The sequence below is a fragment of the Kitasatospora sp. NPDC101108 genome, from assembly GCF_055584725.1.
This window is the reverse complement of the sequence record NZ_JBVJLM010000005.1, coordinates 51,237-69,478: the sequence shown is the minus strand read 5'-3', so window position 1 is coordinate 69,478 and position 18,242 is coordinate 51,237. Positions and strand designations below refer to the sequence as shown.

General features: G+C 76.1%; 2 protein-coding genes. Both read right to left on the bottom strand.

What is annotated here, in order from left to right; all coding sequences use genetic code 11:
- Positions 1 to 3 precede the first annotated feature (3 nt).
- Entirely contained in the window at positions 4 to 3,459 is a 3,456-nt protein-coding gene (locus ACZ6Z8_RS13615) for an amino acid adenylation domain-containing protein (RefSeq protein WP_465609244.1), read from the bottom strand.
- The gene (locus ACZ6Z8_RS13610; RefSeq protein ID WP_465609851.1) at positions 3,456 to 18,242 is read right to left on the bottom strand and encodes an SDR family NAD(P)-dependent oxidoreductase; all 14,787 of its coding nucleotides are present in this window, start codon (positions 18,240 to 18,242) and stop codon (positions 3,456 to 3,458) included. The genes ACZ6Z8_RS13615 and ACZ6Z8_RS13610 overlap by 4 nt, the downstream gene beginning before the upstream one ends.

The window sequence follows — 18,242 nt, the reverse complement described above, 5'->3', positions numbered from 1 at the left end:
CGGTCATCCGCGCCTCCTCCGGCCACGCCGCTGCGCCAGCGCCGTGACGTCCCGCCCGCGCCGCTGCGCGGCCGGCGGGGCGGCGGCGGGCCCGGCGTTCTCGGTGAGGTGCGCCGCCATGGCCCGGACGGTCGGGTTTCCGAACATGTCCAGGCGGGTGACCGGGCGGCCCAGCCGCTCGCGCAGCGCGGCGACCACCGAGGTGAGTCGCAGCGAATCGCCGCCCAGGTCGAAGAAGTTGTCCTCGGCGCCGACGGTCTCCAGGCCGAGCACCGCGCACCAGACCTCGGCGATGCCGCGCTCCAGGTCGGTGCGGACGGCCGCCGCGCCGCCGGCGATCCGGGCCGTGCCCGGCTTCGGCAGCGCCTTGCGGTCGATCTTCCCGTTCGGGGTGAGCGGCAGCGCGGGCAGCACCACCAGGGCCGAGGGGACCATGTACGCCGGCAGGCGCTCGCGCAGCGCCGCGCGCAGCTCGGCCGGTCCGGCCAGCTCCGCGGTGCCGGTCGCGTAGGCCACCATCCGGCGCTCGCCGGGCTGGTCCTCGCGGACGAGCGCGACCGCGGCACTCACCCCGGGCAGTCGGCGCAGCGCCGACTCGACCTCGCCGAGCTCGATCCGGTAGCCGTTGAGCTTGATCTGGCCGTCGATGCGCTCCAGGTACTCCAGGCGTCCGTCCGGCAGGTGGCGCACCAGGTCGCCGGTGCGGTAGGCCCGGCCGCGCCCGGCGGGCGCGGCCACGAAGCGCTCGGCGGTCAGCTCGGGCCGGCCGAGGTAGCCGTCGGCGACGCCGTCACCGGACAGGTACAGCTCGCCGGGGACACCGGGCGGGACGGGCTCGCCGCGCTCGTCGAGAACGTGGCAGCCGGTGTTGCCGATCGGGCGGCCGATGGTGACCGGCTCGCCGGGGCGGACCCGGTCCACGGTGGACCAGATGGTGGTCTCGGTCGGGCCGTACATGTTGAACAACGCGCCGACCCGGTCCGCGAGCCGATCGGCCAGCTCGGCGGGCAGCGGCTCGCCGCCGCACAGTGCGCGCAGCTTCGGGTCACCCTCCCAGCCGGCGGCGATCAGCATCTGCCAGGTGGTGGGCGTGGCCTGGAGCACGGTCGGGGCGGCCCGCTCGACCCGCTCGCGCAGGGCGAAGCCGTCGGCGGCGACCGCGGCGGGCAGCACCTCGACCGTGCCGCCGCGCACCAGCGGGAGGTAGAGCTCCAGCCCGGCGATGTCGAAGCAGACGGTGGTGAGGGCGAGCAGCGAGTCCCGCGAGCCGAAGCCGGGCCTGCGGGCCATCGTCCAGAGGAAGTTGACCAGCGCCCGGTGGCCCACCTGGACGCCCTTGGGGACGCCGGTGGAGCCGGAGGTGTAGATCACGTACGCGGGCGCGTCCGGGGCGGAACGGTCGATCGGCGCGACGGCCGGCTCCCCGGGGGCCTCCGGCTCCACCAGGACGGGGGTGACCGGGAAGTCCGCCAGGGCGGCGCCCAGGGTCGCGTCGGTGAGGACCAGCCGGGCGCCGGAGTCGTCCAGCATGTGGCCGATCCGCGCGGGCGGGTAGATCGGGTCGATCGGGACGTAGGCCGCGCCGCTCTTCATGACGGCCAGCAGGGCGGTCACCAGTTCGACGGAGCGCTCCAGGTAGACGCCCACCAGGGCGCCGGGGCCGACGCCCAGCTCGATCAGCCGGTGGGCCAACCGGTCGGCGGCCTGGTCCAGTTCGGCGTAGGTCAGCTCGCGGTCGAGGTGCCGGACCGCGGGCGCGGCCGGGGCGGCGCAGGCGAGGTCGGCGAACAGCCGGCTGACGGTGCGCTCGCGCGGGTACTCCTCGCCGGTGTCGTTCCAGCGACCGTCCAGCAGCTCGCGCTCCTCGGCGGTGAGCAGCGGCAGCGCGGCGAGCCGCTGCCCGGGGGCGGCGGCCGCGCCGTCGAGCAGCAGGGCGAAGTGCCCGGCCAGCCAGGCGAGCTGATCGTCCGTCAGGCCATCGAAGGAGACCGTGCCGTGCTCGTCGATCGCGACCGTCAGCGCCCGCCCGGTGTCCAGGGGCGCGGCGCCGGGCAGCCGGACGGCCACCGGAAGGCCGCCGCGGGCGACGCCGGGCAGCGCGGGGTGGCGCAGCAGCAGGTCACGCCGGTACGGGGAGCGGGCACGCAGGGTCGCCAGCTCGGCGCCGACCGACTCGGCCAGCTCCGCCAGGGTGTGCTCCAGCAGGCCTTCCGGGGCGCGCAGTGGCACCTCGGCGGCCAGCAGTCCGGGCACCGGCGAGGGCTCGGCGAGCAGCGCGACGTCCCGCTCGCCGTCCCGGGTGAGGCGGGCCAGGAAGGCCAGCACGGCGGCCAGGGCCGTGCGCTCCGGCGCGTCGCCCGCACCCACCAGGGCAGCGGGCAGCGGCACCGGGCCGGCCGGGCGTACGGGCGCGGTGAGACGGCCGAAGCGCGGCGGCAGGACGGGTTCCAGCGTTTCGAGGACGCGCAGCCAGCGGCCCTCCTGCCGGAGGGCGGCCCGCCCGGCGGCGGCCAGCTCGGCGACCTCGGCCTCGGAGGGTGCGGGGAAGCGGCCACCGTGCTCGCGGGCCAGGGTGTCGGCCAGGGCCGGCAGGTCGACCGGCTCCCCCGCCGGGTCGGCCAGGGCGGTCAGCCGCAGGTCCCGGTCGGCCGTGGCGACGGTGAGGGCGGCCGGGGCTGCGTCGACCACCGTGCCGGGGTCGGCGGTGGAGGCGCGGTCGGTGATCTCCACGCCCTGGACGGCCAGCAGGCGTCCGCCGAGCGGCAGCAGCGGAAGGCCGAAGTCGTTGCGGCGCCGGCCGAAAGCGGTGGCCCGCACCAGCGCGTCGAGTTCGGCGGCCGGGCGGCGCAGGTCGAAGACGCCGCCGCGCGGCGGGCCGTCGAAGCGGCCGTGGTAGGTGCGCAACGACAGGTCCTGCGGGGTGCGCACGGCGGTGCCCGCGGCGAGTTCGTCGACCAGCTCGGTGAAGGACTCGACGCCGGCGTCGAAGCAGGCGACGTCCAGGTCGTGCACGGTGGCGGCCGGGTCGACCGGCACCTCGCGCTGCTTGAGCAGGTCACCGGCGTCGGCTTCGGTGGTCATCACGTGCCAGGTGACGCCGTGCTGCTTGTCACCGTCCAGGATGGCCCAGCTGGTGGCGAACAGCCCGGCGTGCCGGGGCAGCGGCCCGTCGTGGAAGTTGACCGGCAGGCGGCTCGGCAGGGCGAGCACGCTGTCGGGCAGCATCCGCAGGTTGGCGATGCTGAACAGGTAGTCGAAGCGCAGAGAGGCGAGCCGCTCGGCGAGGTCGGGCCCGAACGGAACGGTCGTCAGGCCCTCGCCCTGCGCCCAGGCGGTCAGCGCGGCGGACGGGGACACCACGGCGGCCACCGTGTGCCCGCGCGCCAGCAGCACGCGGGTGCACTCGACCAGCAGGGCCTCCTCGCCCACCACCACGCAGCTGAACGGCTCGGCGGTCATCGTGCGCCTCCTTCGGACTCCCCGCGCTGGGAGAGCAGTTCGGCGAGCAGCTCCTCGACGGCTGCGTCGGACAGTCCGGCGACGAGGCGCTCGGCCTCGCCGCCCGGGGCCCGCCGCGCCGCCGGCGCGGGGGGTACCGGTGCCACCGGGGCGGGGGGTACCGGTGCCACCGGGGCGGGGGGTACCGGTGCCACCGGTGCCACCGGTGCCACCGGCGCGGCCGCTGCGGGCCGGGCAGCACGGAAGTGCTCGGCCAGCCGGCGGATGGTGATCCGCTCGAACAGCAGGGTCGCGGGCTGCGGTCCGTAGACGGCCTCCAGGCCCCGGGTCAGTTCGAGCACCACGAGTGAGTCGACACCGTAGTTCTCGAAGGTGAGGTCGGGGTCCAGCTGCCCGGGAGCCATCTCCAGCACCCGGGCGAAGACGGCGGTCACCTGCTCCAGCGCGTCGTCCTCGACCGGCAGGGCGGACGGTGCCGGTGCCGGTGCCGATACGACGACGGGGGCGGAGACCGGGGCGGCCGCGGGCGTGGCCGGGGCCGTGGCCCCACCGGGCGTCGACAGGAGGCCGTCGCTGACCGCCGCGATCACGCTCTGGTGGGCCGGCCCGGCCTCCGTGGTGGGCGAGCCCACGCTGATGTCGCGGAAGCCGCAGCCCGCCAGTACGTCGCGCCACTGCCGTTCGCTCGCCAGCGGCGAGCCGGGCATCCGCTGCCCGGCGTCCTCGAACAGCCACCAGCCGGTGGTGAGGCCGAAGATCAGCGCCAGCTGGTGCCGGGGCCGGGTGCCCTCGACGGCCAGCAGCACGCCGCCGCGGCGCAGCAGCAGCTTGGCCTGGCCCAGGGTGGTGGCCAGCGACCTGGTGGCGTGCAGGACGTTGGTGCCGAGGACCACGTCGTACCCGCCGATCGCCGCGCCCTGGGTCGCCAGGTCGGCCTCGACGTCCAGGACCTCGAAGCGGGCGAACGGGTGGCCCGCGCCGAACCGGGCGCGGCCCTTGCGGACGAAGGCCGGGGAGAGGTCGGTGAACACGTACTCGACCGAGTCCGCGTACGGCGTGAGCGCCGCGAGGACCGTCGCGCTGGTGCCGCCCGTGCCGGAGCCGACCTCCAGGATCCGCACCCGGCAGCCGGGCTCGGCGGCCAGCCGGGCCTCGACCTGCTCGACGACCAGGCGGGCCACCTCGGCGTTGCAGCGGTCGGTGACCGGGTCGCCCCGGTAGACGGCGGCCACGCGCTCGGAGGAACCGTCGGGGAACAGCACCTCCATCGCGCCGCGCCGGCCGGTGAGCACCTCGGGCAGCGCCGCCAGGCAGTCCCGCAGCAGCGCGGCCACCGGCGCGACGCCGGGGTGACGGCTGATGAGCTCGTCGGTCTCGCGGTCGAGCCGCTCCTGCGGTTCGACCGCGACACCCACCGGCTGCACCCAGTCGCCCTCGGCCTTGAGCAGTCCTGCGGCGGCCAGGATGTCCAGCTGCACCTGGAACAGCGCGGCGTGCTCGGCCACCACGCCGAGGCGGGCGGCCAGGACGGCGCGGTCGTGACGGAGCTCGGGCTGCTCGAACACGCCGAGGCGGTGCAGGGACGCCGCCAGCAGCCGGACCGCAAGCTCCTCAAGCTCGGCCACGGCGATCTGATGCTGCATCAGTTCATGTTCGGTGCCGTGCTCCTGGCGGGTGCGGACCTCGGGCAGCGCAGTCGGCGCGGCGCCCGGCAGCAGGGCCAGGGTGCGGTCCGGCACGACGCCCAGGTTGTCCAGGATGTGCCGGTCGGCGTCCAGGGCCAGCAGCTGCGGGAGGTCCCCGGAGAGCATCCGCTCGACCACGGCCATCCCCCGCTCGGCGGACATCGGCCGGATGCCGGCCGCCTCGAAACGGCGCAGCACCCGCTCGCGTTCGGCGTCGCCGCCCGCGTGCCAGTAGCCGAGGTTGAGCACCCGGACCGGGAAGGGCAGGGTGCGCGCGGCGTGCAGGGCGTAGGCGTCGGCGAAGGTACAGCCGGCCGCGTAGCCGGCCTGGCCGTGGTTGCCCTCGAAGCTGACCCCTGAGGAGTAGAACAGCACGAAGTCCAGCGGCTCCTGCCGCACCGCGTGCAGCAGGCTCCAGGCGGCGTCGGTCTTGGACTCCAGGGCCGCGCGCAGCTCCGCTTCCGGCAGCTCCCGGACGACCTTGTTGACCAGCACCATCGCGGCGTTGACCACCCCGTGCAGGGCGCCGAACTCCCGCTTGGCCAGGGCGACCGCTTCGGCCAGCGCGGCCGGGTCGGTGGCGTCCAGCGCGAGGTGGCGGACCTCGGCACCGAGCGCGGTCAGCTCGGCCAGCGTCCCCCGGCTCCGCTCGTCCAGCGGGGAGCGGCCGACCACGACCAGCTTCGCCCGGTACGTCTCGGCCAGGTGGCGGCAGGTGTCGCGGCCGACGGCCCCCAGGCCGCCGATCACCAGGTACACGCCGCCCCGGCGGAACCGGGTGCCGGTGAGCGGTAGTTCGACCTGCTCCAGGCTCCGCACCCGGCGCACGCCCGCACGCAGCGAGACCGGGACCGGGCGGGCCGGGAAGGGCTCGGCCGCCACCGCGCCGGCCGCCTCGGCGGCCTCGGCGGAGCGCACGTCGACCAGCGAGACCCGTAGCGTCGGGTACTCCTTGCCGACCACGGTCGCCAGCCCGGCCAGGCTCGCCGGCCAGGGGCCCGAGTCGTCACCCGCCTCCAGCGGGTGGACGTCGGTGGTGACGACCTTCAGCCGCAGTTCCCGCTCCAACAGGCCGTGCCGGTCCAGGGCGCGCACCAGGCGGTAGAGCGAGATCACCCCACGGTCCATCAGGGCGCGCACGGCGGCCCGGTCGGCGGGCTGCTGCTGCGGCCCGGTGCCGAGGAAGTACACCAGGTCCGGTCCGCCGTCCTCGGTGAGGGCGCGGTCCAGCTCGGCATCCGTCAGACCGCCGGGGCCTATCGGCAGCCGGCGCAGCAGGGCGTCCCGGTGGGCCAGGGCGAGGCCGACGGCCGGCTCGGCGTCCAGGCGCTCGCCGACCAGCAGGACGCGCCGGGCGGGCTCGGCCGTACCCTCGGCGGGGCTCGCGGTCCAGACCGGACGGTAGCCGGTCACCGTGGCGGGCTTCGCCTCGCGGTACGTCAGGCCGGTGAAGCGCACCCGGACGGCACCGTCCTCGTCGAGCAGCAGGACGTCGCAGCGGTCGGCGCCGGTCTCGCGGACGTCCGACCAGCCAGTGGCCGGCACCGGGCCGAAGACCTCCACCCGGTCCGCCGCGAACGGCAGCATCGGCCGGGCCAGCGGCCCGCGCCGGCGCACCAGCAGCGCGGCGACGGTGTGCAGGGCGGCGTCCAGCACGCCCGGGTGCAGCAGGTGGGCGGCCTCGGCGTCGGCGGCGCCGATCCGGCCGAGCACCCGGTCGGTGCCGGTCCACACCTGCTCGACCCGGCGGAAGAACGGGCCGTACGCCAGGCCCTGGCCTTCCAGCAGGCGGTAGAAGGCGGCCCGGTCGGGACCGGCCTCCAGGGTGGAGCGCAGCGTGGCGAGGTCGACGGCGGGCGGGACGGCCGGGGCGGTGTCCAGGCGGCCGCAGGAGCGCAGCCCGCCGTCCTCGCCGTGGATCTCGTAGCGGTCGCCGTCGAAGCGGACCGCGACGGCCGCCTCGGCGCCGTCGACGGCCAGCGGGGCGATCCAGCGCACGTCGGCCAGCGCCCGGCCGGTCAGCCCGCCGAGGGCTTCGGCGACCAGGTCCAGGTGTCCGACGCCCGGCAGGATCGGGCGGCCGGCCACCACGTGGTCGCGCAGCGCCGGGGCGTCCGCCGACAGCGTGCGGCGCCAGGGTCCGGCCTGCGGCGGGTCGGTGGGGGTGACGGGAGCCGGAGCGGCCGTGAGGTCCAGCCAGTGGCGTACCCGCTCGAACGGGTAGGTCGGCAGCGGCACCCGGCGCCGCTCGCTCGCCCGGGCCTTGTGCACCACGTCCCAGTCGAGGGTGATGCCGGAGACCCAGAGCCGGGCCAGCAGGTCGTCGTCCCCGGCCAGCACCTGGGCGGTCAGGAAGTCCCGCCCGCCGACGCTCATGGTGAACAGGTCGGCCAGCGGCGGGTGCTGACGGACGTTGCCCCGGTGCAGCCACCGACCCTGCTCGCCGCGGCCGACGGCGGCCAGCCGCTCGGCGGCCTCGGCGAGGTCGGCGGCGACGAACGCCAGCCGCTCGGCCATCGGCTCCCGGCCCACCCGCAGGGTGTAGGCGACGTCGGCGAGCCGCGGCGCCGCCGGGTCGGCCAGCGCCACCGCCAGCTCGGCCGCGTAGGCGCGCAACCGTCCCTCGTCGCGGGCGGAGAGCAGGATCAGCTCCGGCCCGGCCACCTGTGCGTCCGTCCCGGGAGCGACGTACTCCTCCAGGATCACGTGCGCGTTGGTCCCGCCGGCGCCGAAGGAGCTGACGGCGGCGCGGCGCGGCTGCGGGCGGCCCTCGGTGTCGTACGGCTGCGGCCAGGGCGCGGTCTCGCGCTGGACGGTGAACGGCGAGCTGGTGAAGTCGATGTTCGGGTTGAGCGTCTCGGCGTGCAGGGTGGGCAGCAGGGTGCCGTGCCGCAACTGGAGCACGGCCTTGGTGAACCCGGCGATGCCGGCCGCGCCCTCCAGGTGGCCGATGGCCGACTTGACCGAGCCCAGCGCGCAGAAGCCGGTGTCCGCGGTGTGCCTGCGGAAGGCCTGGGCCAGCGCGGTGTGCTCGATCGGGTCGCCCAGCGAGGTGCCGGTACCGTGCGCCTCGACGCAGCCGATCGTGCGGGCGTCCACTCCGGCGGCGGCCAGCGCCTGTTCCACCAGGGCCTGCTGGGCGTGCGGGTTGGGGACGGTGTAGCCGCTGGTGCGACCGCCGTGGTTGACGGCGGTCGCGCGGATCACCGCGTGCACGGTGTCGCCGTCCCGGACGGCCTCCGAGAGCCGCTTGAGCAGCACCGCGCCGACGCCCTCGCCCGGTACGTAGCCGCTGCCGTCCGCGCCGAAGGCCCGGCAGCGGCCGTCGGCGGAGAGCATGGTCTTGCGGCTGAGGTGGACGTACTTGTCCGGGTGGACGGCGACGTTGACGCCGCCTGCGAGGGCGTAGGAGCACTCGCCCCGGCGGATGCTCTCGCAGGCCTGGTGCAGGGCCACCAGGGAGGCCGAGCAGGCGGTGTCGACCACCACGCTGGGGCCGCGGAAGTCGCCGAAGTACGAGACCTGGTTGGCGATCGAGGAGCGGTTGGCCAGCACCACCTGATGGTTGCCGCGCGCGGACTCGGTGGCCGCCAGGACGGCGTAGTCGTCCCACATGACGCCGACGAACACGCCCACGTCGTGGCCCTGGCCGCCGAAGCGCGGCGCGGGGATGCGGGACGGCGGGTAGCCGGCGTTCTCCAGGGCCGACCAGGCCGTCTCCAGGAACAGCCGCTCCTGCGGGTCCATGGTGCGGGCCTGCATCGGCGAGATCTGGAAGAACAGCGAGTCGAAGGCGTCCACGTCCGACAGGAAGCCGCCCCAGCGGCTGTAGCTGCGGCCCGGCGCGGTGGGGTCGGTGTCGAACAGCGCCTCGGCGTCCCAGCGGTCGGCGGGCACCTCGGTCACGCAGTCCCGGCCGGCGGCCAGGTTGCGCCAGAACTCGTCCAGGTTCCGGGCCTGCGGGTAGCGGCCGCTGATTCCGATGACGGCGATCGGTTCGTCCTCGGCCGGCTCCCTGCGGGCCGGAGCCGGTGTCCGGACCTCGGCCTGGGGGCCGGTGCCGGGCCGGGCAGGCTGCGGCACGACCGCAGCCGGAACGGGGGCGGGGGCAGCGGCGGGGGCAGGGGCCTCGGGGAAGAGCCGCGCCACCGCCTCCGGGTGCTCGGCGAGCACGTGGTCGGCGAGTTCGTCCACCGTCCGGCATTCGAAGAACACCGTGCCGCGCAGGCCCGGGAAGTCCTTGCCGAGCAGGCCGTTGGACTCCATCACCAGCACCGAGTCCAGGCCGTAGTCGTCCAGCGCGACTCGGCTGTCCAAGCGCCCGGCGGGCAACTTGAGCACTCCGGAGAGCACGCCGCTCAGGTGCTCGACCAGCCGGGCGCGCCGACCGTCCGCCGTCGCACCGGCCGCCGTCGCACCGAACGCCGTCGCACCGGCCGGCTGTGCCGCGGCCGGGGCGGGCGTCGTCCGGGCCGGTTCGGCCGCCAGCAGGGCAGCGTCGAGGACGGCCGGTTCGCCCCAGGCCGGGAGCAGCCAGGGCGAGCCGAGGGCCAGCGCGCGCTCGAACGCGGCCAGGCCCTGCTCGGCGGTGAGGGCGCGCATCCCGGTGCGCCGGGCGTAGGCGGCCAGCTCCTGCTCCCGGACCAGCCCGTCGACGCCGCCGACCGCCCAGAGCGGCCAGTCCAGCGAGAGGCTGCGGCCGTGGCGGGCGCCGCCGCGCACCTGGGCCGCGCGCCGCAGGACGAAGAGGTCGGCGAAACGATTCGCCGTGGCGTAGGCGGCCGCACCGAAGTCGCCGACCAGGGAGGAGATCGAGGAGAAGACCACGAAAAGGTCGAGGGCGTCGTCGCGGGTCAGCCGGTCCAGGTGGACCAGGCCGCGGGTCTTGGCGGCCAGCACGCGTGCGAAGCGCTCGCGGTCGCCGTCCGTGGCCCGGCCGTCGTCGGCGACCCCGGCCAGGTGGAACACCCCGTGCAGGGCGCCGAAGCGCTCCCGCGCCGTGTCGAGCGCGGCCTCCAGCTTCCCGGCGTCGGCCACGTCGGCGCGGACGGCGAGCACCTGCGCGCCGAGGGCGGTCAGGCTGTCGTGCCAGGCCAGCTGCCCGGCGTCCGGCTCGGAACGGCCGACCAGCACCAGGCGGGCCCGGTGGGTTCGCGCGAGGTGCTCGGCGAGCACCCGGCCGATGGCGCCGCCGCCGCCGGTGAGCAGGTAGACCCCGCCCTCGCGCAGCACCTGACCGCTCGCCGGGGCGACGTCCTCGGCCCGGCCCAGGACGCGGACCTCGCGCCGGCCGTCGGCGGCGCGGCGCACCTCCAGCCCGCCGGCGCGCGGCGCGGCAGCCAGTTCGGCGGCGGCGGCCGCGGCGAGTCCGGCGGCGGGAGTGTTCCCCGGCACTCCCAGGGTGAGCAGTTCCAGGCGCGGGACGACGGCAGCGGTGGAGCGCCCGAAGGCGGTCAGGGCGCCGAGTTCGGGGCGGTCGGCGCCGTCCTCCTGCGAGTGGAGCAGCAGGCAGCGGACGCGGCCGGGGAGTTCGTCGGCGGCCACCGCCCGGACCAGGTCGAGCAGGACGAAGCCGAGGCGCTCCAGGGTGCCCGGGTCGGGCTCGGCGTCGGCGGGGCCGACCCCGGTGAGGCCCGCGGGGAGCAGCAGGTCCAGGCCGCCCTGGTCGGCGTACTCCGCGAGGCCGTCGGCCTCCTCGGCGAGGGCGACCACCCGGCGCCACATCCCGGTGGCGCGCATCGCGTCCGCCAACTCGTGGGTGCCGCCCAGCAAGGCGAGCGTCCCGGCGACGGGGCCGGCCTCGGGCTCTGCGGCGGCGCGCCAGTACGGCTCGTAGAGGCGGACCTCTCCGGCGGCTTCCGCCGACGTGTCGATCCGCGCCGACACCGTGGCGGGGGCCGCGACGGTGGCCGGCGTGGTACCGGCAGCGGGCAGCGCGGCGACCGGGGCCGGAGCTGCGCCCGGCAGCCGGCCGGCGAAGTCCTTCAGTGCCGCCAGCACCCGCCCCTGCTCGTCGTGGACGGTGAGGTCGAAGCGGCGCACCCCGCCCGACTCTCCCACCAGCCGGGCGTGCGCCCAGCAGACGGCGGTCAGCGGCCGGTACAGCTCCAGCGCGCCGAGGCTGAACGGGACGGCCAGCTCGCCGGGGGTCGGTGCGGTGTCGCGTCCGGCCCAGTGGCAGGCTCGCAGGGCGCCGTCGAGCAACGCAGGGGGCAGCTCCGTCCCGGCCTCGCCGGTGAGCTTCACCAGCGCCTGGCCGACCCCGCTGCGCACCTCCTCGACGACCTGGAAGGACGGCCCGTAGCCGAAGCCGGCAGCCCGGTAGTCGGCGTAGACCCCGGCCCGCTCGCGCACCGCCGGCAGGGCGGCGCGCAGCTCGGCGAGGTCGGCGGCGGGCTGTCCACCGTCGGCGGCGGGCGCGGCGATGCCCCGGGCGTGGGTGGTCCGGCCGTCCGGGCCCTCGCTGTAGACCTCGAAGGCGAGCGCGGTGCCCTCCGGGCGGAAGGCCGCGTAGAGGGCCAGTTCGCCCTCCGGCAGCTCGATCGCCCGGCCGAGGACCACCTCGCGCAGACTGTGCCGCACGCCCGGCTCGGCCAGGCCGGCGGCGGCCAGGACGAACGCCAGGGTGGCGGCGCCGGCCAGCAGCGGGCGGCCCTCGATGACGTGGTCGCGCAGCAGCGGGTCGCCGGCGCGCAGGGTCTTGCGGAAGCGCGACTCGCGGACGGTGGACTCGTTGGCGTCCACCAGCGGGTGCGGCGCACCGTCGCCGAGGTCCGGGTCGAGCGGGATCCAGTAGCGCTCCTCGGCGAACGGGTAGCGCGGGGCGCGGACCCGGCGCGGTGCCGGGCCGGGGCGGGAGGCGTGCCAGGCGGCCCAGTCCACGTCGGCGCCGGCCAGCCAGCGGCGGGCGTGTTCGCCCAGCGGGCCGGCGTCGGCGACCTCGGGCGCCGCTCCACCGTCCGCGAACGCCCGCAGGACGGCGAGCAGTTCGGCACCGTCGGCGGCGAGGACGGCGAGCCGCGCCTCGAACGCCTCACGGCCGACCTGACTGGTGTAGCAGAGGTCGGCGAGCGGGACGCGCTCGGTCGCCACGAAGTACGCGGCGCGGTCGGCGTAGGCGCGCAGCCGCTCCTGGTCGCGGGCGGAGAGCAGGAACAGGACGGGTTCCACGGTGTGCTGCTCACCTGCCGGAAGGGGGGCGGTCGGGTCGGGGTTCGGGGACTCCTCCAGCACCAGATGGGCGTTGGCGCCGCCGGCGCCGAAGGAGCTGAGGCCGGCCCGGCGCGGCCGGTCGCCGTCGGGCCAGGCGGACAGTTCGCGCTGGACCCGGAACGGCGAGCGGTCGAAGTCGATGTTGGGGTTGAGCTCGGCGGAGTGCAGCGAGGGCACCAGGGTGCGGTGGGCGAACTGGAGCAGCACCTTGGTCAGCCCGGCCATGCCGGCGGCCGACTCCAGGTGCCCGACGTTGGACTTGACGGAGCCGATCGGCCACCGGCCGGGCTCGGCGGCCGCCGAGCGGTAGGCGTTGGTGAGGCCGGTCAGCTCGATCGGGTCGCCGAGCGAGGTCCCGGTGCCGTGCGCCTCGACGTAGCCGATGTCCTGCGGCTCGACGCCGGCCCGCGCCATCGCGTCGGTGATCGCCCGCTGTTGCGCGTGCGGGCTGGGCACCGTGTAGCCGTTGGTCCGGGCGCCGTGGTTGACCGCGCTGCCGAGGATGACGCCGTGGATCCGGTCGCCGTCGGCCAGCGCCCGCCGGTAGGGCTTCAACAGGACGGCGCCGACGCCCTCGCCGGGCACGTAGCCGTCGCCGCCCGCTCCGAAGGCGCGGCAGCGGCCGTCGGAGGAGAGGAAGCGGCCCTGGCTGAGGAAGGCGTACTTGTACGGGTGGACGGAGACGTTGACACCGCCGGCGATGGCCAGTTCGCTCTCGCCCCGGCGCAGCGACTCGCAGGCCAGGTGGATGGCGGTGAGCGAGGAGGAGCACATCGTGTCCAGCGCCAGGCTCGGGCCGGAGAGGCCGAGCGTGTAGGAGACCCGGTTGGCGATGGTGGCGAACGAGGAACCGGTGAGCGGGCGGCCGCCGCGCAGGGCGTCCAGGGCGCCGTGGAACTGGTACTCGCCGTACATCACGCCGACGTAGACGCCGACCGGGTGGCCGGCCAGGTCGGCGCGCCGGTAGCCGGCGTCCTCCAGGACGTGCCAGGCGTTCTGCAGGAAGAGCCGCTCCTGCGGGTCCATCAGTTCGGCCTGGCGGGGGGAGATGCCAAAGAACAGCGGGTCGAAGCGGTCGACGTCGCGCAGGAAGCCGCCCCAGCGGGTGTGGGCGCGCCCGGGGGTGGCCGGGTCGGGGTCGTACCAGCGGTCGCGGTCCCAGCGGTCCTCGGGGATCTCGGTGACGCAGTCGCGGCCCTCGATCAGGTTGGTCCAGAACTCCTCGACGTCGTCGGCCATCGGGTAGCGGCCGGCCAGGCCGATGATCGCCACCGCCTCGTCCCGTTCGTCCTCCGGGACGGCCTCTGTCCGGGTGGGGCGGCGGACAGCCCGGGCGGTGCGCTCGACGGCGGGCCGGGCGGGGCGCGGCCCGTCGTGCGGCTGCGGCACGGAGGCCTCGGACTCGGTGCCGAGCAGCTCGGCCGCGTGGTGCTCGGCGAAGTACCCGGCCAGCTCGCCGAGGTTGGCGTACTCGAAGAACAGCGTCTTGGAGAGGCCGTCGAAGCGGCGCTCCAGCTCCCGGTTGAGCCGGGTGATCATCAGGGAGTCGATGCCGTAGCGGTCGAACGGCACGTCCTCGGCGAGTTCCTCGGCCGCCAGGCCGGTCTGGGCGGCGATCAGCTCGCGCAGCAGGGCGATGGCGTCGGCGTGCGACCCGGCGACGGCGTCGGCGGTGGCCGCGTTCCCGGCGGCGGGGGCGGGCGCGGCGGCGGGCGCGCCGATGGCGGCGGTGATCCTGGCGACGTCGCCGTAGGCGGCCACCAGCGGGCCGGGGGTACCGAGGGCCCGGTCCAGCAGGTCCAGTCCGACGGCGGTGGGCAGTACACCGAAGCCGGTGCGGTCGGCGATCTCGGCGGCGGCCTCGTCGCTCTGGCGCATCCCGCCCTCGGCCCACATCGGCCAGGCGATCGCGGTCAGGCCCGGGTGGCGCTCGGCGGCCGCCTCCAGATAGGCGTTCGCGTAGGCGTAGTCCGTCTGCCCGGCGCTGCCGATGTGGGCGGCGATGGAGGAGAAGGCGACGAAGAAGTCCAGCGGGTCGGCGGCGGTGGCGGCCACCAGGGCCTGCAGCCCGGCGACCTTGGGTGCCAGGACGGCGGCGAAGTCCTCCGCCGCCTTGCCGAGGGCGAAGCCGTCGCGCAGCACGCCGGCCGCGTGCACGACCCCGTTGATCGGCCCGAACTCCTCGCGTACCGCGGCCAGTCGGGCGGCCAGTGCCTCGGCGTCGGTGACATCGGCCACGCGGTAGGCCACCCGCTCGTCCAGCCCGGCGGCGGGCTCCGCGCTGCGGCCCAGCAGGACCACCCGCGCGTCGGCCCGCTCCAGCAGCCGGCCCGCGACGGCCCGGCCGAGGCCGCCGGCGCCGCCGGTGACCACGTAGGTCCCGCCGTCGCGGACGGCCACCGGCGCGCCGGTCCCGGCGGGGACGGCCCGCGGCACCTGGCGGCCGGCGGCGGTGTGCCGGACCTCGGCGTCGCGGCCGGGCCCGGCCAGCTCCGCGGCGAGGGCGGCGGCCTCGTCGACGCCCTCGGCGAGGCCCACGGCCTGGAGGGCGAGCAGCGGGTTCTCCGCCCGGACGCTGCGGGCGAAGGCGGCCAGGGCGGCGCGCTCGGGGCGGGCGCCGTCCGGTTCGTGACGGTGGAGCAGCAGGACGCGGACCGGCGCGGTCGGCTTGGCCCTCAGCAGCCCCTGGACCAGGCGCAGGGCCTGCTCGGCCTCCGGCTCGTCCACCACGAGTGTGGTGGTGACGTCCGGCTCCGCGGTGTCGGCGGCCGCGGCGGTGACCGGCTCGGCGCCGAGGGCGGTGAGCAGCGCGGCCAGTTCGGTCCGGCGGGCCTCGGTCGCGGCGACGACGGTGACGGCGCCCGGCGCGGCCGCGCGGTCCTGCTCGACGGGGGCGTCGGCCCAGCGCCGGGCCAGCAGAGCGGCGGTCTCGGCGGAGCCGGTCAGCACGCGGACGGCGAGGTCGGTCAGCCGGGCCAGCACCTGCCCGTCGGAGTCCAGCAGGGTCAGCTCGGCCGTCGCGGAGCGCTCAGTGGTCCGGCCGAGGGCGACGTGCACCCAGCAGGACCCGGTGACCGGGGCATGGCTGGTCAGCTCGCCGAGAGCCAGCGGCAGGAAGCCGGCGGCGGCCGGCCCGTAGCGGCGGCCGAGCAGCACCACCAGGGCGTGCAGCGCGCCGTCGAGCAGCGCGGGGTTGAGCAGCGCGCCGTCCAGGGCCGTGCCCTCGGGCGGCTCCAGCAGGCCCAGGGCCTCGTCCTCGCCGAGCGCCACCTCGGCCAGGGCCCGCATCCGGGGGCCGTAGTCGAGGCCGCGGGAGCGCAGTTCGGTGTAGCAGTCCTGGTGGGCGACGGCCTCGGCGCAGCGCTCGGTGATCGCGGCCAGGTCCACCGGGCCGGCCGGCTCGGCGGGCCCGGGGTGCAGCTCCCCGAGGGCGTGGACGGCGTCGCCGGCGATGACTTCGAAGCCGACCGCGTCGCCGTCGCGCCAGAGCTCGACGGTCGCGGTGCGCGGCCCGTCCGCGTAGGAGAGCAGCTGCTCGAAGGAGACCCGGCGCAGCCCCACCGGGCCACCGGTGGACAGCTCGCCGGCAGCGCGGGCCAGCTCCAGGTAGCCGACCGCGGGCATCACGGGCGCGCCGGCGACCCGGTGGTCGGCCAGGTAGAACTCCTCGCCCGTGCGGCTGCTGCGGTAGGCGAGGGTGTCGAGGGTGGAGACGTTCTCGTCCAGCATCGGGTGCGGGCCCGCCGCGGCGACGGCGGGGGCGGCCGGGCGGTCGGGCGCGGTCATCCAGACCCGGCGGCCCTCGAAGGGGTAGGTCGGCAGCGGCACCCGGCCGCGTTCCTCGGCGGCGAACCAGGCCTCCCAGTCGACCTCGACGCCGGCCTGCCAGGCCCGGGCGACGGCGTGCCACGGCCCGTCGGAGGCGCCCACCACCAGGCCGCGGGCCTCCTCCTGGGCGCCGCGCAGGGTGATCCGGGAGCCACGGGCCTTGGCCTGCCCGGGCTTCGGGGCGTCCGCGGCCGAGGAACCGTCGGCCAACGCGGCGGCGCCGTCGGCCAGGGTGAGCGCCCCGGTGACGCAGGCGGCGGCCAGCGCGGCGGCGCCGTCGCCGTGGATCGCGACGGGGTGCAGACCCCAGCCGAGCCAGAGCCGGCCGAGCGCGTACTGCAGCGCGAAGGTCTGGCCGCGCTCGCCGTGCTCGGCGGCGCCGGCCGCGAGGGCCGCCTCGTACTGCTCGGCGAAGTCCGGTTCGACGGCGGCCCAGCGTTCGGCGAGCGCCGTGGCGTCGGCGATCCGCTCGGTGAAGACGAAGGAGAGTTCGCCGGTGCCGGCCGGACCGGTCGGTTCGGCGGCACGCAGGGCGCGGGCGAGTGCGGCGCGGTCGCCGCCGGTGACGGCCAGCCGGTACTCGTGAGCCCGCCGGCCGACGGCCAGGGTGTAGGCGACGTCGGCAAGTCCGGCGGCCTCGGCGTTCTCGTCCGCGTCGAGGTGGTCGGCCAGCCGGTCGGCGGCGGCGCGCAGGGCGGTCGCGGTGCGCGCCGAGACGACCAGCACCTGCTCCGGGCGGGAGGGCCCGGTGAGCGGGGCAGGTGGGGCCTCCTCCAGCACGGCGTGGGCGTTGGTTCCGCCGATGCCGAAGGAGCTGACTCCGGCGCGCAGCGGCCCGTCGGCGGTCCAGGGCGCGGTGGCGCCGCTGACCGTGAACGGTCCCGACGCGAAGTCGATGGCCGGGTTGTCGGTGCGGTGGTTGAGGGTGGGCACCAGGGTGCGGTGCTTCATCATCAGCGCGGTCTTGATCACCCCGGCCACGCCGGCGGCGGCGTCGAGGTGACCGATGTTGGACTTCACCGAGCCGATCGCGCAGAAGCCGGTGTCGGCGGTGGCCGCCCGGAAGGCCTTGGTGAGCGCGGAGACCTCGACCGGGTCGCCGAGCCGGGTGGCGGTGCCGTGGGCCTCGACGTAGCTGATCGAACGCGGGTCGACGCCGGAGACCGCGTGCGCCTCCCGGATCACCGCGGTCTGCCCGACCGCGCTGGGGGCGGCGAAACTGACCTTGCCGGAGCCGTCGTTGTTGGTCGCCGTGCCCTTGATGACGGCGTGGATGGTGTCGCGGTCGGCGATGGCGTCGCGCAGGAGCTTGAGGACGACCACGCCGACGCCGTTGCCGAGCACGGTGCCGCTGGCGCCGGCGTCGAAGGTGCGCACGTGCCCGTCCTTGGACAGGATGGCGCCCTCCTCGTAGAGGTAGCCCTTCTCCTGCGGCAGCTTGACGGTCACGCCGCCGGCCAGGGCCAGGTCGCACTCGCCGTTGACGAGCCCCTGGCAGGCGAGGTGGATGGCGACCAGCGAGGTGGAGCAGGCTGTCTGGACGTTGTAGCTGGGGCCCTTGAGGTCGAGCTTGTACGACAGGCGGGTCGCCAGGAAGTCCTTGTCGTTGCCGACCATCACCGAGAAGTGCTTGGAGGTGGTGGTCTGGTCGACGTTGGGCAGCACCTGCTGCTGGAGGTAGGTGTTGATCGCCGCACCGGCGTACACACTGATCAGGCCGCCGAAGCGGCGCGGGTCGTATCCGGCGTTCTCCAGCGCGGCATGACCGACCGTCAGCAGGATGCGGTGCTGAGGGTCGATGAACTCCGCCTCGGACGGCGTCAGTTCGAAGTACCCGGTGTCGAAGAGGTCGACGTCGGAGATCACTCCGTGCGCGGGGACGTAGTCGGGGTCGTCCGACAGGACGGCGGGCACGCCGGCCCGGTCCAGTTCCTCCCGGGTGAACCTGGTGATGCCCTCCCGGCCTTCGCTGAGCAGGCGCCAGAAGGACTCCACGTCGTCGGCACCGGGGAAGCGCCCCGCCATACCGACGATCGCGACATCCGTCTCGGCCACCAT

Coding starts and splice junctions, on each gene's coding strand:
- ACZ6Z8_RS13610 (WP_465609851.1), bottom strand. CDS start 18,242: ATGGTGGCCGAGACGGATGTCGCGATCGTCGGTATGGCGGGGCGCTTC.
- ACZ6Z8_RS13615 (WP_465609244.1), bottom strand. CDS start 3,459: ATGACCGCCGAGCCGTTCAGCTGCGTGGTGGTGGGCGAGGAGGCCCTG.